Source organism: Micromonospora sp. NPDC051925, from assembly GCF_044548625.1.
Classification (GTDB): Bacteria; Actinomycetota; Actinomycetes; order Mycobacteriales; family Micromonosporaceae; genus Micromonospora.
On the sequence record NZ_JBIUCH010000030.1, the window covers coordinates 1 to 19,937 of the forward strand.

A 19,937-nucleotide genomic window follows, 5' to 3' on the forward strand; every position below is an offset into this window, starting at 1 on the left:
GCCCGGTCACATTCCGAACCCGGAAGCTAAGCCCTCCAGCGCCGATGGTACTGCACTCGGGAGGGTGTGGGAGAGTAGGACACCGCCGGACAACCTTTCACCAGTAGGCCCACCCCACCACGGGGCGGGCCTACTGGCATTTATCGGGCCTGACGTTATCGGCCCCGTTTCCACCCATTTCGGCTCCGTCGTCATTCTGACAATCGCGCCTGGTTCGGCATTTTCTCGGGAAAATGTGATGAGTGGATGAACTGACGAATCGGAAACAGCCGTCGTCGGGTCCGGGCCGGCCTTCGGAAACCGATTCACCGACGATCCGGGTCGTCGTGGTGGGCCCACCGGGCCTGTTGCGCACCGCACTGGCGGCGGTCCTGGCCGCCACGCCCGGGTTCGAGCTGGCCGGGGAGAGCGACCCCGACCATCACCCGGCGGAGGGGGTCGTCACCCGGCGTCCGCACGTGGTCCTGCTCGACCTGGACGCGATCGAGGATCCCGCTGTCCTCACCGGACAGTGGCGTGCCCGGTTGCCGGAATGCGCAGTGGTGGTGCTGACCTCCCGACGGACCGCCCCGGTGCTGCGACGTGCCCTCGGGGCGCGGGCCCGGGGCATCATCGCCAAGGATGTGCCACCACAGGAACTGCTGGATCAACTGCGGCTGGTCGCCGCGGGGCGACGAATGATCGATCCGGTGACCGCGTTGGCCGCGCTCGACGCCGCCGTCAACCCGTTGAACGATCGGGAGCGCGAGGTGACCGCCGCTGCGGCGCGCGGCCTGCCGACCAAGGAGATCGCCGCCCACCTGCACCTGGCGCCGGGCACTGTCCGCAATCACCTGTCCGCCGTGCTGCGCAAGACCGGTGCCCGTAACCGCTGGGAAGCCGTCCAGCGGGCGCAGGATGCAGGCTGGATCTGACTACTGGTGAGAAGGGGTGTCGTACCAGTTACGAGTTCAATAAGATTCCCAACCGTGCGTCACTGAACGCACACGTATTGTCAATACGGGGTTGATGTCGGGAGTCGCTTATGGTCCGCACACTGCTCGCTCTCCAGGGCGGGTTGCTCCGGGGTGCGCTCGCTCAGCTGCTCTCCGCCGAGCACGACATCGAGATCGTGGGCGAGGTGGACAGTCCACATCACCTGCGGGCGGCTGTCCGGGCCGAACGCCCCGACGTGGCCGTGGTCGAGTTCGACATGCTGACCGTGGCGGAGCTGGTCCGCCTGGCGACCGCCGATCCCACCGCGCCCGCTGATGAGCCCACCACAGCGCCCGGCACCGATCCGACCGTCGCGGGGGCCGCCGACGATCGGTCGCCCCACCCGCCTGCCGCCCCACCCGTGGGCTCCCTGCTGGTCCTGGTCGAGCAGCGACGGGCCGGCCGGCTCGGGCCGCTGCTCGCCGAGTACGGCCACCGGATCGGCTTCCTCAGCCGCGACGTGCCGCCCGGTCGGATCGTCGACGGGGTCCGTCAGCTCGCCGAGGGGCGGGTCGTCCTCGATCCGGACCTGGTGGTCGCCGCGTTGGAGGTCGCCGACAGCCCGTTGACCAACCGGGAGCGGGAGGTGCTCGACGTGGTCGCCGAGGGGCATCCGGTCCAGGAGATCGCCGAGCGGCTGGTGCTGTCGGCCGGGACGGTGCGCAACCACCTGTCGCGGATCATGGCCAAGACCGGGGCGCGGACCCGCTGGGAAGCGGTGCGGATCGCCCGCGAGTCGGGCTGGCTGTGACCGGCACCGGCTCTACCTCTGCCCCACCTCTACCTCCCGCACCGGCTCCGGTGGAACCTCCGGCTCCGGTGTGGCCGCTGCCTCCGGTGCCGGTGCTGTCTCCCCATAGCCGACCAGGGCGCGGTAGGCCGCTGAACGGGCGAGCAGCCCCTGGTGGGTGTCCAGCAGCGCGGTCCGCCCGTCGAGCAGCAGGACCCTTCGGGCCCGCAGGGCCGAACTGACCCGGTGGGCGATCACCACCAGGGTGCCCGGCCGGGCGGCGAATGCGCTCTCCAGTCGGGCCTCGGTCGCCGGGTCGAGGTGACAGGTGGCCTCGTCGAGGATGGTCAGCGGGGCGGGGGAGAGCCAGGCCCGCAGCAGCGCCACCTGCTGGCGTTCACCCGCCGACAGGTCCGTCGGGCGTAGCAGCGCGTCGTAGCCGCCGAGTCGGGCCAGCAGCCCGGCCAGGCCCAGCCGGACCGCCGCCCGGTCCACTGTGCCGTCCGGCAGGCCGGGGGTCAGGTAGGTGAGATTCTCCCGGAGCGTGCCGGTGAAGACGTACGCCTCCTGGGGGATGAGCACCCGCCGGTCGGCCAGTTCCCTCGGCATGGCCCCGGCCACCGGCAACCCGCCGACGTGGACCGCGCCGGACTGTGGGTGCAGCACCCCGGCGATCAGCCCCGCCAGGGTCGACTTGCCGATCCCGCTGGCTCCCACGATCACCAGGTGGTCTCCGACGGGCACCTCGAGGTCGAGGCCGTCGAGGACCGGATCGGCGTGTGGACCGTACCGGAAGGTCACCGCGGACAGCGACAGTGCCGCCGCGGCCCGTCCCGGCACCCGGCGCGACAACGGTCCGACGACTGGGGTGGCGGAGGCGACGGCCCGGTCGGGAGCGGGGACAGTGGCTTCGGTGGCCTGAGGGGTGGTGGGCCGGGCCGTCGGCGCGGCGGCCCGAAGGGTGGCCGTTGCCGGTGCCGCAGGCGGTGGGGCGGCGGTTACCGGTGCCGCGGTGCGCAGGAGCCGGTCCAGGGTGACGGTGAACCGGAGGCCACCGGCGGCGACCCCCTGCACCAGGCTGTGCAGGGCCGGCTGCACCCCCCGCGTCACGTAGACCAGGGCACCGAGCACCGCACCCGGCCCCAGCCCCTGGCGGACCAGCCACGGCGTGGCCAGCAGTAGCACCGGCACCGGCAGCCAGCCGCCCAGCGCCAGGCTCAGGCCCCGGGTGGCGGCCATGGTGGCCAGCCGTCGCTCCACCCGGGCCTGCGCGTCGACGGACGCGCCGACCCAGCCGGCGACCCGGTCCTGCGCGCCGCTGGCGCAGACGTCGCGGTGGCCGGTCACCGCGGTCACCACGGCCCGGCCCAGCTGCTCGTCGGCCAGGACGTACTCCCGTTGCCGGGCCACCATCACCGGCAGCGCCACGGCGAACAGGACGAGGCCGGCCAGCACCGGCACCGCCACCACCAGGGCCACCGGTGCGGCCAGCGAGAACAGGCCGAGCACGGCGGCGCCGAGGGCGAACAGGAAGCCGCGCACCACCATCAGCAGCCCGGCGTAGGTGTCCCGGACCAGCTCCACCTGGTGGGTGAGCCGGGCCACCGCCGCGTCGTCGGCCCGGCCGCCGGCCGCGCCGGCCACCGCGCCGCGTACCACCCGCCGCAGCAGGTCGTCGCGGAACGGCTCCACCACGTCGCCGAGCAGCGCGTACGACCGGTTGGTGCCGACCGCGCCGACGAGCACCGCGAGGCCGAGCAGCGCCAACCAGGCCAACCCGGTGCCCGGTCGGCCGGCCAGGAAGCCGCTGTCCACGGCGCGGGCGGTCAGCAGCCCGGACAGGGCCGCCGGCAGCACCTCGGCCGCCGACCAGCCGGCCAACCGCCACAGCTGCTCCCGCCGGGCCCGCAGCGCGGCCCGGGTCACGCCGAGGACCGTGCTCACGTCCGGAACACCTCCCGGTAGTCGGGCTCGGCCCAGAGCGTCGGGTGCGGGCCGACCGCGCGGACCTGTCCGTCGGCCACCCACGCGACCAGGTCCGCGCGGGCCGCCATGCCGAGCCGGTGACTGACCACCACCCGGGTACGCCGGTCACCGGGCCCGGTCAGCGCCCCGGTCACCTGGTACTCGGTGGCGGTGTCCAGGCTGGATGTGGCGTCGTCGAGGATCAGCAGCCGGTCGGCGCGCAACGCGCGGGCCAGGCCGAGCCGCTGCCGTTCCCCGCCGGACATGGCGACCTCGGCCAGCGGCGTGCCGTACCGGTCGGGCAACCGTTCGACGAAGTCGTGGATGGCCGCGGCTCTAGCCAGCGGCACCGGGTCCGCGCCGGCCCCGACGGCGGTGCCCACCGTGTCGCCGACCAGCACCGGTCGTTCGAACCCGTAACCCACCGCGGCGTGCAGAGCGGACGGGGTCAGCTCCGGCAGCGGCACGCCGTCCAGGAGCACCTCGCCGTCGTCCGGATCGCGCAGCCGGCCGGCCACGGCGGCGAGCAGGGACTTGCCCGCCCCGGAAGCGCCCACGACGACCAGCAGAGTCCCGCCGGGCACCCGCAGGTCCACCCGGTCGAGCAGGGGCCGGCCGTCGGCGTCGCGAACGGTGACGCCGCGGAGTTCCAGGGTGCCGGGTCCGGGGGGCAGGGGGCGGGTGCCGTACCGCCGGGCCGGTTCGGCGAGTACGTCGGCGGCCCGGCGGCAGCCGGCGCGGACCCGGACAGCGGTGTTCAGGGCGGCGACCACGGTGCCGAGGCCGGCGCCGAGCGCGGCGTACTGGATGGCGGCCAGCAGTTCCCCGGGCGTCAGCCGGCCGGCGGTCAGCGACAGCCCACCGACGGCGACGATCGCTACCTGGAGCAGCGGATTGAGCACCGCGCCCCGGGTCGCCGCCCCGGCCAGCACGGTCCAGGTCCGCGCGCCGTGCCGGTGCAGCGCGGCGAGGGGGGTCAGCACCCGGGCGACCTCCCGGTCGGTGGTGCCGGCGGCGGCGATGGTGCGCGCCCCGGCCAGCGTCTCCACCAGCCGGCCGGCGAGGTCGCCCTGGGCCTGCTGGTAGCCGGCGACGGCGGCGGAGGCGTCGGCGACGAAGCCGCGCAGCAACAGGCCGAGCAGGAGCAACCCCAGCACGAAGGTGACGCCGAGCCACGGGTCGATCAGGGTGAGGGCCACCAGGCTGCCGACCGGCGGCAACGCCACGGTGGCGGCCGTCACGAGCGTCGGGGCGGCGTGGCCGGCGTCGGCGACCTGACCCACCACCCGGCCGGCCAGGTCACCCACCGGGCGGCGGGCGGCGGTCTGCGGGTCGAGGGCGAACAGGTGCCGGACCAGGGTGTGCCGCAGTTGGGCCACCGAACGGGCGGTGGCCGCACCGGTGCCGTAGTCGCGGATCACGCCGACGACGACCAGGAGGGCGATCAGTCCGGCGACGGCGGCCAGCCAGCGGCCGGGGGAGGCCTGCGGCGCGGTGCCGACGGCGGCGTCGACGGCCCGACCCAGCACGGCCGGCAGGGCCAGTTCGGCCGCTGTCGCGGCCACGGTGGCCACGGCCAGCGTCGGAGTCCACCAGTCGGCTGCCCGTACGGCGCGCAGCAGGAGCCGGTCAGCCGGCGTCATCGCACCTCCCCCTGCACCGCGCGGGGCCCCGGACCGGCTCGAGCCGGTCCGGGGCCATGCGACACCTGTCGGTCAGTTGCAGGTGGTGACGCTCAGCGAGCTGTTGCCGCAGAGCAGCAGGCTGGCCTGGCTGCCGCCGCCGGTACGCTCGGCGGCCGGCAGTTCCATCGCCTGGAGGTCGAGCAGAGCCATGGTCTTACCTCTTTCTGTCGATATGGAGGTGCCTGGTGGTGAACTCGGTCGGTCGTCGGCTCGACGACCGTTCGCCTCAGTTGCAGGTGGTGACGCTCAGCGAGCTGTCGCCGCAGAGCAGCAGACTCGCCCGGCTACCACCGCCGGTACGCTCGGCGGCCGGCAGCTCCATCCCCTGAAGGTCGAGCAGGGCCATGTCTTTCCTCCTTCCTCCGTCGTCGGGTCGGTCGGCCCCGGGGTGACCCCGGGGAGCGGGTGGGGCGTCAGCCGGCCGGGGTGGTGTCGCCGGTCGGGCCGGCGGCGGATCGGCTCAGCAACGGCAACCGGACCGGGTCGGTGGGCCGGCTGGCCGCCAGCGCGGCCAGCACGCCGGCCGTGCCGGTGGCCAGGTCCATGGAGAGCCGCAGCAACTGGTCGCCGGGGAAGGCGGTGCCGTCGCCGTACGGCAGGGCGTGCCAGCCCAGCAGTCGGGCCTGGGCGCGGGCCACCTCGTACTCGCCCCGGCCGGCCAGGTAGGCCACGATGCCGGCACGGCCGGCGAACAGCCCGGACTGGGCGTAGAACGGAAAGTCGGCGCAGCGGCGGATCGCCTCGGCCTGCTCGCGCAGCACCCCGTCGGGCCGGTGGCGCAGGTACTGGTCGAGCACCAGACCCACCCCGACGCTGCCCTCGGCGAGGTACGGCATGGTCCGCCAGCCCTCGTTGACCTCCAGGTTCCCGTCGTCGCGGCGGACACATCGGCGCAGGTCCTGGCGCAGCGCGGTGGCGGCATGGTCGAGCAGCGTCTCGTCGGGCTCCCGTTCGTGGTGGCGTAGCAGCATCAGGGCCACCCCGGCGCCGCCGCGCATCAACCCCGCGTACGGGTACCGGCCGCCGCTGATCTCGGCCACCGAGTCGACGTCGCCGAGCCGGTCGACGACCAGGTCGACGGCTCGCCGGGCGGCGGCGGTGTAGCGGGACTCACCGGTCACCTCGGCGAAGTGGGCCAGGTTCAGGGCGATGCCGGGCAGGCCGCCCACCAGGTCGTTCCCGAGCTCCGTCCACGGTTCGTCGAGACAGCGGTCGAGCAGCCGGCGGGCCTCGTCGCGGTGCCCGAGCAGGTCCAGGACGTACGCCACCCCGTGCAGCCCGTCGAAGAAGCCGAGCCGGCTCCCGGAGGCCGGCTCCCGGACCCGGTCGATCAGCCACCGTACGTGGGTGGGATCGACGGGGGTACCGGTGGCGTGCAACGCCCAGAGCACCCCGGCCGCGCCGTGGGCGAGGTTCAACCCGCCGTCGCCGCCGCTGAACTGCCGGATGTCGCCCGGGAAGAGCCGGTCGTCGCGCTGCGGGGTGGCGCTGGCGGTGATCGCCCGGACCAGCCGGTCGCGCAGGCCGGGCCAGTCGTCCGGGTCGACCCGCACGACCTCGGGGTCCAGCAGGGCCCGACCACCCGTCGCGGTCGGTGCGGTGGGGGATGCGGCCGGCCGGCCGCCGACGATCACCGCGACGGTCTGGTCGAGTACGGCCCGGTCGACCGGGAAGTGCTCGGCCACCACGTCGGCCAGGTGCGCCGCCTTCGCCGGGGCCAGCCGCAGCATCGCGGTCAGCGGTAGGAACAGGGCCAGCCGCAGGCAGGCCAGGGCGTACCGGTCGACGTCGACGCCGACGCGGTCGCGGGGCGCGGCGAACGCCTGGTTGCGCAACGCGGGCCGGCTCGCCTCGTCGGCCGGCGCGGCGACCTCGAAGTCGATCAGGGTGACGGCGTCGTCGTCGCCGACCATGATGTTGAACATGTGCAGGTCGCCGTAGACGATGCCGTGCGCGTGGATGGCCTCGACCGCCTCGGCGACCTGCCGGTGCACGTCCAGCGCCCAGCGGGTGTAGTCGGCCCGGTCGGCGTCCGGGTGCACCAGCGGGTAGCGCTGTACGACGACCTGGTTGAGCGGGCTGCCCTCGACGAAGGCCAGGGCCAGGAACTCGTGCCCACCGAAGCTGAACTCGTCGTGCACCCGGACCAGGTGCGGCACGTCGGCGAGCTGGCGCAGCACCGTGGCCTCCCGCCGCAGCCGGGTCACCGCGTCCGCCCCGGTGGCGTCCAGACCGGCGTACGGGCGGGCCTCCTTCAACACCACCCGGTCACCGGTACGGGTGTCCCGGGCCTCGTACAGGCCGCCGCCATTGGAGAAGTGGATGACCTTCTCGATCCGGTAGGGCAGTGCGGTGGTGCTGGCGGCGTTGCGGGCGGCCAGGTGCGGGGCGAGGAAGTCGGGCAGGGTCACCCAGTCGGGCAGGTGGAACACCGGGTCGCGGCGGTCGGGCACCAGGGTGCCGGTGGCGTCGGCGATGGCCGGCACCACCTGACCCTCGGCCGAGAGGCAGTAGCGGGCGGCGAAGCCGCCGTAGCGCAGGTAGACCGGCCCGTCGCCGTAGCGCAGGTCGCTCAGGATGTACGGCCCCTGCTCGCCGTCGAGCAGCGCCGCCAGTTCCTTGGCGGTCAGCTCCAGCTCGGCGTCGTCGCGCGGGTAGACGGTGACGAACTTGCCGCTGCCGCCCCGACGGGCGTACTTGCTGTTGCGCATCAGCAGCATCCGGGGGCCGCGCAGGTGCTTGAACGGGATGCCGCGCGGCTGGCAGTAGTCCATCACCCGGGTCAGCACCCGCTCGGCGTTGTCCAACCGGGCCGAGACGTGGATCTTCCAACCCTGGGCGGGCAGGGTGCCGCCGACCGGGGCGTGGACCAGCCAGTCGTCCTTGACCTCGGACTCCCAGCCTGCCGGCTGCGGGCGGTCCGCGACGTAGCCGATGCCGGTGGCGGTGGCGCTCGCGCTGGACAGCGAGTCGTAGAAGAGCGGGTCGACCGCGCAGTACGAGTCGTATCTGTCGTCCATGTCGTCGCCTCCCACCACCTGATCGGTTGACGTCAATCCTGCGATCGGGTGCCCGTCGAGCACAGTGCGATGCCTCATCAACCGGCGGTGAGATTACGTCGGAAACTCGTGACAATAGCGGAGTTTGAAATCGCGAATACCGCATCACCTGGCGGTTGATGCCCCGCCAGCCCGCCCGCCGGTTGGCCGGCCGGGCGATGCAGGGACCTGCCGGTCGGCGGGCAGGGAAGGCCCGACCACCGGCCGACGGGCAAGATGCCCGCCAGGCCGGTGGGCAGGGGAAGGCACGACCCTTGGGCAGGGGAAGTCGCGGCCCGTGGGCGGACGTGCGAAACGCCCGCCGGTAGACAGGGGAGCTGCCGCCCGTGGCGGACGTGCGTACGCCCGCCGGTCGGCGGGCGTACGCACCGACCGGCGGACGGGACCGGGGTGGCTACCGGCGGCGGTCGGTGTACGGGCGACGGGACAGGCCGGCGTGCACCATGGTGGTCAGAGTGACGATGTCGTAGACCGGCACCGCGAGCCGGGCCTGGATCAGGTGCGCGAACGGCACCAGGTCGGTGCACTCGATGACCAGCGCCCCCAGGTCCGGCCCGGCCAGGGCGTCCGCCCGGTCCAGCACCTCGGCCGCCAACCGGTCGACGTCGAGGGCGTCGCGCCGACCCTCCAGCATCACCTCGCGGAACTCCGGCGCGTCGGCCATCCCGGCCACCCGGATCGGCACGTCCTGCGCGCCGATCGCGGCCAGGTGCCGCGGAGTCAGCGCCGTGGCGTCGGCGGTCAGCACGCCGACCGTCCGGCCCGGACCGAGCATCCGGTGCACCAGGGGCAGTTGGAGCAGGCTCGACGAGTGCAACGGCACGTCGACGGCGGCGGCCAGCTCGGCCTGGAACAGCACCAGGAAACCGCACGCCCCGGTGATCGCGGCGACCCCGGCGGCCTGAAGGTCCCGGGCGGCGGTGACGAACGGCTCCAGCAGGGTCGGGTCTGCCTCGCGGACCAGCCGCTGCGGGGTGGCCCCCTCGACGACCCGGTACACCACCGGGAAGTCGAAGGTCGCCGGGTTGCGGATGTGCCCGGGGATCTTGTCGAAGCTGGTCTGGAGGCAGAGCACTCCGATCGCCGGGGCGGTCACCGGTGCCCCCGGCGGTGCCGGTCCACCGCGAACGCCGCCACCGGCACGTCCGGTGGCGCACCGGTGACGAGCTGGGCGAGCAGCCGACCACCGGCCGGGGCGAGCCCCATCCCGATGTGGCCGTGCCCGGTGGCGACGCTGACGTTGCGGTACGACCCGAGCCGGCCGATCAGCGGCAGGCTGTCCGGGGTGCACGGCCGCAGCCCACTCCACACCTGCACCCGCCCGCCGGTGTCCAACGCCGGCAGGTACGACCGCACGGTGCGCAGGATCCCCTCGACCCGGCGCGGGGACACGGCGGTGTCCAGGCCGGTCAGCTCCAACGTCCCACCGAGCCGGACCCGGTCGCCCAACGGCATGACGGCCACCTTCCCCTCGCTGAGCAGGACCGGCAGGGTCGGCGTGGCCGGTCCGGAATCGACGGTCACCGCGTACCCCTTGGCCGGTTGCAGCAGCAGGCCGACGCCCAGCTGCCGGGCGCAGGCCACCGACCACACCCCGGCGGCGAGCACCACCTCGCCGGGCCGCAGGTCTCCCCGGCTGGTACGGACCGTGCGGACCTGCCGGCCGACCGTCTCGAAACCGCGTACCTCGGTGTCGGTGAGGATCTCCACCCCGGCGGCGCGCAGCAGTCCGGCGAAGGCGACCAGGAACGCCGGGATGTGCAGGGCGGCGCCCTCCTCGTTGAGCAGCGCTCCGGCGACGGCGAACTCGACGCCCGGCTCCAGCCGGGCCAGCTCCGCCGGGTCCAGGGTCCGCAGCGGCACCCCCCGGGCCACCGCCGCCGGCACCGTCGCCCGCGCCTGCGCGTACCCCTCGGGGGTCCGGCAGGCCAGCAGCATGCCGCGGGCGGTGAGGGTGCCGGCCAGCTCGTCGCGGGCGCAGACCTCCCGCAGGATCGCCAGGCTGCGCTGCTTGAGGTCGAGCAGCACCTCGAAGCCGGCGCGGGCCTGCCGCTCGGTGCAGTGCCGGCGGAAGTGCCACAGCCAGGTCAGCAACTCCCGGTCGAGCCGGGGCCGGACGTGGAACGGGCTCTCCGGGTTGAGCAACCAGCGCAGCCCCTTGGCCGGCACCCCCGGCTCGGCCAGCGGCGCGGCGCCCTGGGTGCCGACGAAACCGGTGTTCCCCGACGAACAGGCGGCCGGATCACCGACCTCGCCCCGGTCCACCACGGTCACGGTCAGCCCGGCCCGGCACAGGAACCAGGCGCAGAACAGCCCGGCCACGCCCGCGCCGACGACCAGGACGTCGGGATCGGAACGCCCGGGTACGTCAGCCGGCGCGGGCGTCGTCGACACGTCGACCCCCGCTACAGGGAGACGACGAAGAAGCAGGTGGGCAGGTTGACCACGACCCGCTCCCAGATCTCGGCGCAGAGCGCCCGACCCGGCTCGGCGAAGGTGCCCGGCGGCGGCTCGGCGAACCGGATCGTCGACCGGCCGGCGTCGAACAGGACCGCGCCGTGGCCGAAGTCGCCGACGATCGCGGTGCCCGGGTCGACCAGCCGGGTCCGGACGATGAAGACGCCGTTCTCCTCCACGTCGCGCATCAGGGTGCCGGAGCCGAGCAGCCGGTAGTAGTCCGCCGGGTTGATGATCAACCCGTCGGCGGTGCTGCCCATCTGCTCCACCTCGTTGCAGGCGGCCAGGATGGTCGAGGCGAACGGTGCCGGGTCGGTGAGCCGGCCGAGCTGCGGCATGTTCAGCAGCCCGCCCTCGCCGCGCAGGATGGTGTGGTTCTCGGCGGTGGCCAGCCGGACCACCAGGCGGTAGTCGATGAACTGGGCGAAGCCGACCGGGTCGGCCCACAGCTCGTCGGGCACCTGCACCCAGGCCCGGGTGGTCAGCAGCGACGGGATGGGGGAGCGGTGGAAGTGGTTGGCGGCCTCCCGGCGCAGGTCCGCGCCGTCCACCGCGGGGTCGCCGGGGCGGGGTGGGCTCTCGTGCCAGTAGAACTCCTGCGGCTCCCGGGACAGGTCCACCACCTTGAGCACGTTCCGCGACGGGTAGCGGGGCTTGCGCCGGGAACTGGTCAACGAGTCGGTGATGGTGACGTCGTAGTCGACGGAGGTGTCGAAGCCCTCCTTGGCGAACGCCTCGACGAACAGTCCGCCGGGCGACATCTGGGTCCTGCGTTCGGCGACGACCTCGGCGATCGTCCGTTTGACGGTGTCGGTGCGCTGCATGACATTCCCTCCTGGGCAGGCCGGTGTGCGGGTCAGGCCGGTGTGCGGGGGTCAGGCCGGTTTGCGGGCGACGAACATGCCCCAGCCGAACTCGCCCCGGTCGATCGCGGCCTGGATCTCGTCACAGGAGGCGGCGAAGCCGAGGATCCACTGCCGGGCCGTCTCGTCGTCGGTGGCGGCGGCCCGCTGGCGGGCGGTCTCACCCAGCACCCGGTACGTCTGCCGGATGTGGTCGTCCAGGCTGCGCGCGACGGTCACCTCGAACCCGGCCGCCGTCAACGCCTCGCGGTAGCCGTCGAGGGAGTAGCCGCCGCTCCACCGGACCCGGTCGTAGACGTGCCGGCGGGCCACCTCGCCGATCTCGGGAGTGGGTTGCAGGAAGTCGGTGACGGCCAGCGTCCCGCCCGGGGTGAGCACCCGGAACATCTCCGCGTGGCTGCGCGGCTTGTCCGGCACCAGGAACAGCGCGTCCTGGCTGACCACGTGGCTGAAGCTGCCGTCGTCGTACGGCATGGCGGTGGCCGAGCCGTGCTGGAAGGCGATCGGCAACCCGTCGCCGCGCGCGGCGAGCTTGCCCTGGGCGAACCGGACCCGCTCGATGCTCAGGTCCAGCCCCTCGCCCCGGCACCCGGTGCGCTCGGCCAGCCGCAGCAGGAAGTTGCCGCAGCCGCAGCCGACGTCCAGCACCGTCGCGGAGGCGTCGATGCCGGCGTCGGTGGCGAGGATGTCGGAGGTGCGGTCCGCCGCCGCCGGGTAGTCGGTGTCGTCGGCGTCGGCGAAGTAGCCGGTGTGCAGCACCCCCTCGCTGTCCCAGAAGCTGAGGTACGTCTGGGTGGTCTCGTCGAAGAACTCGGAGACGTCCCGTTCGGTGAACTGGCTGGTCGTGGACATGCGGGAACTCCTTCGGACGCGGGGGCGGGGGCGGGGTCAGGCGTAGGTGTCCTTGCGGACCCCGGTCAGGTGGGGCAGCTCCGGGCCGGTGGCGGCGGCGCCACCGTCGATCAGGTGCACCCCGGCGGTGACGAACGAGGCCCGTTCGCTGGCCAGGAAGGCGGCCACCGCGGCCACCTCGTCCGGCCGGGCGAGCCGACCCAGCGCGCTGTGGTGCCCCATCGCCCGCAGCCGGCCCTCCACGTCGCCGTCGGTGGCGAGCCGGGCCGCGGCGCGTTCCATCGGCGGGGTACGCACCCCGCCCGGGGCCAGCACGTTGACGGTGATCCCGTCGCCGCCGACGTCGACGGCGAGCCCCTGGGCGAAGCGGACCAGCGCCGCCCGGGTCACCCCGGACAGCACCAGCGGCCCGATCGGCACGCAGGCGGTCTCGGAGGCGACGAAGAGCAGCCGCCCCCAGCCGGCGGCCCGAAGGTGCGGCAGCGCGGCCGTGGCCAGCGCCACCGCCGGCAGCAGCACCCGGTCCACGGCGGCCCGGTAGTCCTCGACCTCGAAACCGGTGGCGGTGCCGACCGGAGGGCTGCCACCGCTGGCCAGCAGCACGTGCACCCCACCCAGGTCGGCGGCGACCGCGTCGACCCAGCGGCGGGCCGCGTCGGAGTCGGTGAGGTCCACGCTGGTGGCGCTGACCCGTCCGGTCGCCACCTGCGCCACCTCCCGCTCGGCGGCGGCCAGCCGGTCCGGGTCGCGTCCGCAGATCGCCACCTGGGCGCCCTCGGCGGCGAACTCCTTCGCGCAGGCCAGTCCGATGCCGCTGGAACCACCCGCGACGAGGACCACCCGCCCCTTGAGCCCGAGATCCACGCCCGTTACCTCCCGTTGTCTCGTGGGGTGCCGACCCCCGGCATGTCGCCGGGTCGCGCGGTGCCCGCACTGTCGTACCGGTAGCCGTAGCGGCCGAACAGCGGCCAGGCCAGCGCCGTGGCGGCCCACCGACGACGGCCCGACAGGGTGTGCCGCCAGCCGTCGTCCCGGTCCCGGATGGTGGTCGGGCCGGTCCGGAACCGGTCCGGGTTGCCGGTGACCGTGTGGTTGGTGTGCAACTGCACCGTGCGGTCGCGCACCGGGTTGCCGGCCGGGTCGGCGTCGCAGAGTCGCAGCAGCGCGTCGACGGTGCCGGCCGGGTCGGCGGTGAACTGTTCGTAGCGCAGGAACATCGACCGGTCCGGGTGCCGGCGGGTGATCGCGGCGGAGGCCAGGTTGAAGCCGTGCCAGTAGGCGGTGCTGCGGGCGGCGGACATCGCGTAGACGTACTGCTTCGGTTCCCGCCACGAGTGCGCCACCGCCCGGGGATCGCGGACCAGATGCACGTAGTACGGCCGGATACCGGGCAGGTACGACAGCAGCGCCGCCTCGCCGGGGATCTTCGTGGTGTCCACGATCACCCGGGCGCCGGTGCGCTCGGCGATGCCGTGGTAGACCCGGCCCATCAGGTCGGCGTGCGCGCGGATCTCGTCGTCGTACAGGCCGCGCCGCAGCACCCGCCAGGTGTGCCGGGTCCGCACCCGGGACCACTGCCGCCGGATCACCTGTGCGGCGTGCGCGTCCGGAGAGACGCTCCCGGGGCGGCCGATCGGCAGCACCGCCGACCAGATCGGACAACCGGTCAGCGGCTCGCCGCAGCCACACCGGTCGTTGACTCCCCGGCCGGTGGCGTTCTTCCACAGGAAGTGCAGCTCACCGACGTGGAAGAAACCGGGCACCTCGTTGAGGACGTTGCCGATGATGGTGCTGCCGTTACGGCACCAGCCGGTGACACACAGGATGGTCAACGGGTCGCTCATCCGGTGCGTACCTCCGTCGGTGCGGTGACCGGGCGGCCGATCCGTACCGCCAGCACGGCCGCGACCAGCGCGCAGGCCGCGCCGGCGGTGAAGACCGCCGGGTAGCCGAAGCCGGCGGCGACCAGGCCGGTGACCGGCCCCCACACCGCGAGCCCCAGATCCCAGAACGACGTGTACGCGCCGATCGCCGCGCCCTGCCGCGCCGGATCGGTCCGGTTCATCACGATCAGCGCCAGCGACGGGTGCAGCAGCGAGAAGCCGACCCCCATGATCAGGCTGCCGAGGACCGCGACCGGCAGGTTCGGGGCGACGGCGATGATGGCCAGCCCGACCGCCTCGCCGATCCCGCACCAGGCGGCCACCCGACGCGGGCCGAGCCGGTCGGGCAGGTGCCCGATGACCAGCCGGGTGCCGGCGTAGACGGCGCTGAAGCAGCTCAGCACCACCACCCCGTGCCCGATGTCGCGGGCGTCGAGGTGCAGCACCACGAACGCGGCGAGCCCGGCGTACCCGGCGGCGCCGAAGGTGAGCGCGATCCCGGGCAGCAGCGCCGGCCGCAGCAGCAACCCACCGCCGCCGCTGGTGGGGGCGGTCCGGGGCGGCGTCGGCACCATGGCGACCAACCCGGCGGCGACCAGCGGGGCGACGGCGCTGAGCGCCCAGACCGCCGTGAAGGAGACCTGTTGCAGGGTGGCGCCGAGGAAGGTGCCGGCGGAGATGCCGCCCCACATGCTCACCCCGTACAGACCGATGAGCTGGCCGCGCCGGTGGTGCGGGGCGAGCGCCACCGTCCACACCGCACCGGCGGTGAACAGGGCGGCCTCCCCGGCACCGAGCAGCAGCCGCACCGCGACCAACGCCGGCACGCTCATCGGTAGCAGGTACAGCAGGCCGCCGGCGGCGACGATCAGCGCGCCGGCCAGCATCACCGTGCGGTGGCCGTGCCGGTCGGCCAGGGCCCCGGCGACCGGGCGGACCAGCAGCGCGGTCACCGCCGTCACGGTGACCACCAGGCCGACGGTGAAGTCCCCGGCGTCGTGCCGGTCCCGCAGGAACGCGGGCAGCACCGGGATGACGGCGGTGAGACCCAGGTAGCCGGCGAAGAGGCCACCGAAGATGCCCACCATCGCCAGCCGTGGGACGGCGGTGTCCCGGGTGGAGGCAGAGGTCATGAGCGCACCGGCTCCGCGTCGACGGGCGTCGGGGTCGACGGCTCGATGCCGACCGGTGTCGGGGTCGACTGCTCCGTCCGGAGCGCTGCTGCCGCCGCCACCTTGCGGACCGCGCGGATCAGCTGGTCACAGTCGTCGGGGGTCAGGCTCGACGACAGCGGCACGTCGACCGTCTCGGCGAGCAGCCGGGCGGTGCGCGGCAGGGTGGCGCGGATCGCCGTCGGGTCGGTGTCGTCGTACATGAACCGCCAGTTCCAGAAGGCCCGCACGTTGAGGTCGTCGTCGGCGCCGATGTTGCGGGCGTCGATGCCCTCCGCGCACAGCGCGCGGGCGAACCAGCCGGCGTCACCGCCGGGCACCCGGAACACGAACGCCTCACCGAGGTACGCCCCGGGCGCGACCGGATTGCGGACGGCGATCCCCGGCAGGTCGGCCAGCGCGTCGCTGACCTGGGCGTAGTTGCGGTGGAACAGGGCCAGCCGCTGCGGCAGCCGGGTCAACTCGGCGCGCAGCAGGGCGGCCCGGATCTCGTCCATCCGCAGGCTGAGCAGGGGCAGGTCCAACCCGTTGACCGGTGGTTCGGTGTCGGGGAAGTGCCGGCGCAGCCGCCCCTCGTACGCCCCGGACAGCGCCACCGCCCGGCCGAACAGGGTGCTGTCGTCGGTGATCAGGAAGCCGCCCTCACCGCAGTTGAGCGCCTTGTCGGACTGGGTGCTGAATGCCCCCGCCACGCCGAACGTCCCCAGCTTGCGACCGTGCAGCTCGGCACCGAGCGCGGGCACCGCGTCCTCGATCAGCGGTACGCCCATCTCGGCGGCGAAGGCGGCCAGCGCCGCCACGTCGGCGGCGAAGCCGCGCATGTGCACCACCAGGATCGCCTTGATCTCCGGTCGCCAGCGGCGGCGCAGGTCGTCGAGGTCCATCCGCAGGTCGTCGTCGACCTCGACCAGGAATGGTTGGCAACCAGCCAGCACAATGGCGCTGGGGGTGGCGACGAAAGTGAACCCCGGGCAGGCCACCAATGCGCCCGGCGGAACAGCGGCACCCATGATGGCCAGCGCGAGCGCGGCGGTGCCACTGGATACCGCGAGCGCGTGCCGGGTGCCGAAATAGCGGCACAATTCGGCCTCGAACTGCCCGCACTCCGTTTCCGACTCGTTACGGTGGTCGTAGCGGAAGTAGAGGTGGCTGCGGATAGCCCGCATCGCCGCCTCCTCGTCTTCCTGACAGACGTGGACGGCACCCTTGTCGTAGGTGGGCCAGGGGGTGCGCCGGATCGGCGCGCCGCCCCGAAGGGCGAGCTGTCCGTGCAGCTCAGCGCCGTGCGAACCCGGTCCGGTTCGGGTCGGCGCGAGAGCTTCGTCGTTCCCGTTCACCGATGTGCTCCTGACTGCCTGCGGCGGTTTTCCGACTGAGTCGATAGGAATTGTGCGCGGGGCTTGCGCCTCGCGGGCAACCGCGTCGAAACGCCGGAACAACCACCAGATCCGACATTTGCGCGGGCCGGGAATCCAGTGAACAACATGATTACTGCCGGGATGCGGGCCGTCAACCATGCGGTCGGTCATGAGTGCTGACTTAACGCGCGTTGAGGCGGATCGCCGGCCACCGTGATTGCTGACAGTGAGCATTACGAATGGCGAATGTCGGGCAATTCGGCGGACCGGATCGCCCCCGGCCTGCCCGTACGCGCCGCCGACCGGCGGGCGGGGCCTACCGTCCGTGCGGGGCGGTCCGGCGCGGCAGACTTCCCGGCCGTTCTGGGTCGACGTCCCGGGTCGACGCGACGATCCCCCGTGGCGAGCAGTTCCTCGGTGCCGTCGGCGTCGGCGCAGAGGGTGGCCAGGTGAGGTTCCCCCGGGATGGACAGCGGGTTGTGCCGTGATCTGCTGCCGAGCAGTCGGTGTGAGGGTTCGGCAGCGTTGCCACAGCTGGGCCGGGATGGTGGCGGCGATGCCGGGGCTGGTCGCACCTGCGAATGGTCAGTTCCCGGCCCGGCTGCGTTCGGCCGAGGTCGTGGTAGGCAACGTCGGGCACCTCCGCCAGGCCGACCGCGGCGCTCACCGTCGGGTCAGCACCACGTTCGGCCTGATCACCCTGGGAACAGCTACCGGTCCAGCAGATCTCAGCTCGCCGATCAGGTGGCTGGAGAGGAACACCGTGCGGCCCTCGGCGGCGAGCCGCCGGAACAGCCTGCGCGCCCAATGGACTCCTTCGGGGTCCATCCCGTTCACCGGCTCGTCGAAGACGAGCACCGGTGGGTCACCGAGCAGGGCAGTGGCGACCCTTGTCGATACTCGTCACGGGCTTTCGACGCAGATTAGCCCGGTCGCCGATGGGGAGCCCTGTCGGCTATCCGGCGGGTCTTCCTCAGTCGGATGAACGATTTCTCGGTGCGAGCCGTGAACTCGCCGGGCCGCCCGACGCGAGCGGTCCCCGCCACCGGGGGTGACTGGGACCTGGATGCGCCACTGTCAGGACGAGATGGTGAGGTGGAACGCCCGGTCGGCGGATGCGCCCGCCGAGGTGAACGTCTGGACGAAGACGCCGTTCGGCACGCCGAAGCGGCCGACCACCGCGATCTCGCCGCTGGGCGAGGTGCCGACGGAACCGGTCAGACCGATGGTCCCGACGAACGCGGAGCGGGTCACGTCGTGGCTGAACACCACCTGGTACTGCCCGACGGCGAGGCGGGCGGACGAGACGACCCCGAAGCCGCGGTTCAGGACCCCGGTGGCCTCGACCACGGCGAAGAAGAGCTGCGCGGTCGGCGGCATGCCGGCGGAGGTGGCAGGGACCAGGAGCGCGCTGGCTGCGGCGATGTCACTGGCGCTCGGGGCGGGTTGGTCGGCGTGCTTGCTGGACTCGGTGGACATGAGGGACTCCTTCGAGTGGTGCCGCGAGGTGCGGTCAACCTGGCGGTAAAAGGGGAAATTTGATGATCAGATATCACTTGCCGGTTGAATCTGATCAATACCCTTTATGAGTCAAAAGGTAGTCACCGCGACCTTCCTCGAACCAGGGTTGGAAGTGTCCAATCACGGACAATGGGCGATTTGATCATGCCTTTGAGCTGCGTAGATGTCGTCAGATCAAGGACCCTCGCGGCCAGTGATGGTCGAGTCCTCCTTTTGAGAGAGAACGGGATCGGGAGCCGGTGATGATCCAGCGTCGGGTGCCAGGTAGCGAGGGCGTGGCTGCGTCGGTCCCGGTTCGCCGACGTGGCAGCCCTGGCGAGGTGTCTGACCAGGTTCTTGTCTGAGCCCCGCAGCGGTCAACGGTCATAAACCTGTGGCCCGAGGACGTGGTGGAAGCAATCATGTCAGCGTGAAGCAGTACCGGGATATCGGTGATCCCCTCGACGGCGCTGACGTCGTACTCGTCGGTTTGTTCTCGGCCAGGGAAAGGCGGTACGAGGCGCGGCTCGACCAGTTTGCCGCGTTGGTCGAGGCCCGCGGTGGTCGGGTGGTGGCCAGGTACGTCCAGCGCCGGGGAGCGTCCGACCGGTGGAAGGTGCATCCCGGTGGGGCTACCCGGATGTCCCGGCCATTCTCCCGCCGGACGCTGCTGACCCACGGCAAGGTCCTTGAGGTCGCCGAGGCGTGCCGAAAGGCAGACATCGACGCCGCAATCTTTGTGAACACCCTGACACACGTCCAGCGGACCGTCTTGGCAGACATCCTCGGCTGCCTCGTAATCAGCGGCGACGACCTCGCAGCCAATGGCGGGACCGGGCACCGTCCGCTGAAGGGCGTAACCGCGAGCCGGTTCATCCCGCGAAGACGTGGTGCAGGACGTCAGCGCAGCCAGAGGTACGACACCCAGCAGACCGAGGTCGCGGCGCTGGCGAAGCAGGTGGGGGAGTGGCTCGCCCAGGGCGTCCAACCCGGCGAGATCGCGATCTGCACCCGGTTCAACCTGCTCCTCGACGCGGTGTACGACGAGCTGACCGGCGTCGGAATCCCAGCCGTCCGGGTGCGCGACCAGCCCGGCGCGGACGTCGACGGGGTACGACTGGCCACCATGCACGCGATGAAGGGCCTCGAATTCCGCTGCGTCGCCGTGGTGGGAGTGACGGCGAAGGCGGTCCCCTTCACCAAGGAGATCACCCCGAGCGAGGTGGACCAGGCGCAGCACGACAGCGACCTGCTCCGCGAGCGCTGCCTGCTCTTCGTCGCGGCCACCCGCGCCCGGGAGGCGCTGTACGTGTCGTGGAGCGGAGCCCCCAGCCCGTTCCTGCCGTCGACCCGGTGAGGAACACCGAGGAGATCCCGAAATGCCGGTAGATCGACGATTGATGAGGATATGAAGAGCTTCATGACTCCGGAGCAGATT

General features: G+C 72.7%; 17 protein-coding genes, 1 rRNA gene and 1 pseudogene. 4 read left to right on the forward strand and 15 right to left on the reverse strand.

Features of this window, described 5'->3' with window-relative positions; genetic code table 11:
- The 3 genes from rrf to ACIG87_RS29505 all read left to right on the forward strand — a co-directional run.
- Positions 1–91, forward strand: a 5S ribosomal RNA gene (gene rrf, locus ACIG87_RS29495); the annotation flags it as partial.
- Positions 92–326: 235 nt separating this feature from the next.
- Positions 327–914 carry a LuxR C-terminal-related transcriptional regulator gene (locus ACIG87_RS29500; RefSeq protein ID WP_396854890.1) on the forward strand — a complete coding sequence of 196 codons (588 nt, stop codon included), beginning with the start codon at positions 327–329 and terminating at the stop codon, positions 912–914.
- A 110-nt stretch (positions 915–1,024) separates the two neighbouring features.
- Complete coding sequence (locus tag ACIG87_RS29505) at positions 1,025–1,726, forward strand: LuxR C-terminal-related transcriptional regulator (protein WP_396854891.1); 702 nt, start codon at positions 1,025–1,027, stop codon at positions 1,724–1,726.
- 12 nt (positions 1,727–1,738) lie between these two features.
- Here the strand turns inward: ACIG87_RS29505 and ACIG87_RS29510 are convergent, their stop codons facing one another.
- From ACIG87_RS29510 to ACIG87_RS29580, 15 genes and pseudogenes are all read right to left on the reverse strand, one after another.
- Positions 1,739–3,649 carry an ATP-binding cassette domain-containing protein gene (locus tag ACIG87_RS29510; RefSeq protein ID WP_396854892.1) on the reverse strand — a complete coding sequence of 637 codons (1,911 nt, stop codon included), beginning with the start codon at positions 3,647–3,649 and terminating at the stop codon, positions 1,739–1,741.
- Positions 3,646–5,313 carry an ABC transporter ATP-binding protein gene (locus ACIG87_RS29515; protein WP_396854893.1) on the reverse strand — a complete coding sequence of 556 codons (1,668 nt, stop codon included), beginning with the start codon at positions 5,311–5,313 and terminating at the stop codon, positions 3,646–3,648. Before ACIG87_RS29515 ends, ACIG87_RS29510 begins: the two co-directional genes overlap by 4 nt.
- Positions 5,314–5,385: 72 nt before the next feature.
- Positions 5,386–5,505, reverse strand: coding sequence for a SapB/AmfS family lanthipeptide (locus ACIG87_RS29520; RefSeq protein WP_396854894.1), 120 nt, complete (start codon positions 5,503–5,505; stop codon positions 5,386–5,388).
- 76 nt (positions 5,506–5,581) lie between these two features.
- Positions 5,582–5,701 (reverse strand): SapB/AmfS family lanthipeptide, encoded by a 120-nt coding sequence (locus tag ACIG87_RS29525; RefSeq protein ID WP_088647629.1) that lies wholly within the window; start codon positions 5,699–5,701, stop codon positions 5,582–5,584.
- Between the two features lie 67 nt (positions 5,702–5,768).
- A complete protein-coding gene (gene lanKC, locus ACIG87_RS29530) occupies positions 5,769–8,375 on the reverse strand; it encodes a class III lanthionine synthetase LanKC (RefSeq protein WP_396854895.1) in 2,607 nt (868 codons plus the stop codon).
- A gap of 433 nt (positions 8,376–8,808) precedes the next feature.
- Positions 8,809–9,510: an aspartate/glutamate racemase family protein gene (locus ACIG87_RS29535; protein WP_396854896.1), complete on the reverse strand. Its 702-nt coding sequence runs from the start codon at positions 9,508–9,510 to the stop codon at positions 8,809–8,811.
- Positions 9,507–10,808 (reverse strand): NAD(P)/FAD-dependent oxidoreductase, encoded by a 1,302-nt coding sequence (locus ACIG87_RS29540; protein ID WP_396854897.1) that lies wholly within the window; start codon positions 10,806–10,808, stop codon positions 9,507–9,509. Before ACIG87_RS29540 ends, ACIG87_RS29535 begins: the two co-directional genes overlap by 4 nt.
- A gap of 11 nt (positions 10,809–10,819) precedes the next feature.
- The gene (locus tag ACIG87_RS29545; protein ID WP_396854898.1) at positions 10,820–11,695 is read right to left on the reverse strand and encodes a family 3 encapsulin nanocompartment shell protein; all 876 of its coding nucleotides are present in this window, start codon (positions 11,693–11,695) and stop codon (positions 10,820–10,822) included.
- Between the two features lie 51 nt (positions 11,696–11,746).
- Positions 11,747–12,586 (reverse strand): class I SAM-dependent methyltransferase, encoded by an 840-nt coding sequence (locus ACIG87_RS29550; protein WP_396854899.1) that lies wholly within the window; start codon positions 12,584–12,586, stop codon positions 11,747–11,749.
- Positions 12,587–12,622: 36 nt separating this feature from the next.
- Positions 12,623–13,450 (reverse strand): SDR family NAD(P)-dependent oxidoreductase, encoded by an 828-nt coding sequence (locus ACIG87_RS29555; RefSeq protein ID WP_396854900.1) that lies wholly within the window; start codon positions 13,448–13,450, stop codon positions 12,623–12,625.
- A 5-nt stretch (positions 13,451–13,455) separates the two neighbouring features.
- Complete coding sequence (locus ACIG87_RS29560; protein ID WP_396854901.1) at positions 13,456–14,430, reverse strand: sulfotransferase; 975 nt, start codon at positions 14,428–14,430, stop codon at positions 13,456–13,458.
- Complete coding sequence (locus ACIG87_RS29565; protein ID WP_396854902.1) at positions 14,427–15,602, reverse strand: MFS transporter; 1,176 nt, start codon at positions 15,600–15,602, stop codon at positions 14,427–14,429. The genes ACIG87_RS29560 and ACIG87_RS29565 overlap by 4 nt, the downstream gene beginning before the upstream one ends.
- Positions 15,599–16,978 carry a DegT/DnrJ/EryC1/StrS family aminotransferase gene (locus ACIG87_RS29570; protein ID WP_396854903.1) on the reverse strand — a complete coding sequence of 460 codons (1,380 nt, stop codon included), beginning with the start codon at positions 16,976–16,978 and terminating at the stop codon, positions 15,599–15,601. Before ACIG87_RS29570 ends, ACIG87_RS29565 begins: the two co-directional genes overlap by 4 nt.
- A gap of 750 nt (positions 16,979–17,728) precedes the next feature.
- Positions 17,729–17,887: pseudogene (locus tag ACIG87_RS29575) on the reverse strand (AAA family ATPase); the annotation flags it as partial.
- 189 nt (positions 17,888–18,076) lie between these two features.
- Positions 18,077–18,478 carry a hypothetical protein gene (locus ACIG87_RS29580; RefSeq protein ID WP_396854904.1) on the reverse strand — a complete coding sequence of 134 codons (402 nt, stop codon included), beginning with the start codon at positions 18,476–18,478 and terminating at the stop codon, positions 18,077–18,079.
- Positions 18,479–18,929: 451 nt separating this feature from the next.
- Here ACIG87_RS29580 and ACIG87_RS29585 point away from each other — a divergent pair, with 451 nt between their 5' ends.
- A complete protein-coding gene (locus ACIG87_RS29585; RefSeq protein WP_396854905.1) occupies positions 18,930–19,856 on the forward strand; it encodes a 3'-5' exonuclease in 927 nt (308 codons plus the stop codon).
- Positions 19,857–19,937 lie beyond the last annotated feature (81 nt).

What these genes read in the sequence shown, in the direction of transcription:
- ACIG87_RS29505 (WP_396854891.1), top strand. Translation starts at nt 1,025, where the DNA reads ATGGTCCGCACACTGCTCGCTCTCCAGGGCGGGTTGCTCCGGGGTGCG.
- ACIG87_RS29515 (WP_396854893.1), bottom strand. Translation starts at nt 5,313, where the DNA reads ATGACGCCGGCTGACCGGCTCCTGCTGCGCGCCGTACGGGCAGCCGAC.
- ACIG87_RS29520 (WP_396854894.1), bottom strand. Translation starts at nt 5,505, where the DNA reads ATGGCTCTGCTCGACCTCCAGGCGATGGAACTGCCGGCCGCCGAGCGT.
- ACIG87_RS29525 (WP_088647629.1), bottom strand. Translation starts at nt 5,701, where the DNA reads ATGGCCCTGCTCGACCTTCAGGGGATGGAGCTGCCGGCCGCCGAGCGT.
- lanKC (WP_396854895.1), bottom strand. Translation starts at nt 8,375, where the DNA reads ATGGACGACAGATACGACTCGTACTGCGCGGTCGACCCGCTCTTCTAC.
- ACIG87_RS29545 (WP_396854898.1), bottom strand. Translation starts at nt 11,695, where the DNA reads ATGCAGCGCACCGACACCGTCAAACGGACGATCGCCGAGGTCGTCGCC.
- ACIG87_RS29550 (WP_396854899.1), bottom strand. Translation starts at nt 12,586, where the DNA reads ATGTCCACGACCAGCCAGTTCACCGAACGGGACGTCTCCGAGTTCTTC.
- ACIG87_RS29560 (WP_396854901.1), bottom strand. Translation starts at nt 14,430, where the DNA reads ATGAGCGACCCGTTGACCATCCTGTGTGTCACCGGCTGGTGCCGTAAC.
- ACIG87_RS29565 (WP_396854902.1), bottom strand. Translation starts at nt 15,602, where the DNA reads ATGACCTCTGCCTCCACCCGGGACACCGCCGTCCCACGGCTGGCGATG.
- ACIG87_RS29580 (WP_396854904.1), bottom strand. Translation starts at nt 18,478, where the DNA reads ATGTCCACCGAGTCCAGCAAGCACGCCGACCAACCCGCCCCGAGCGCC.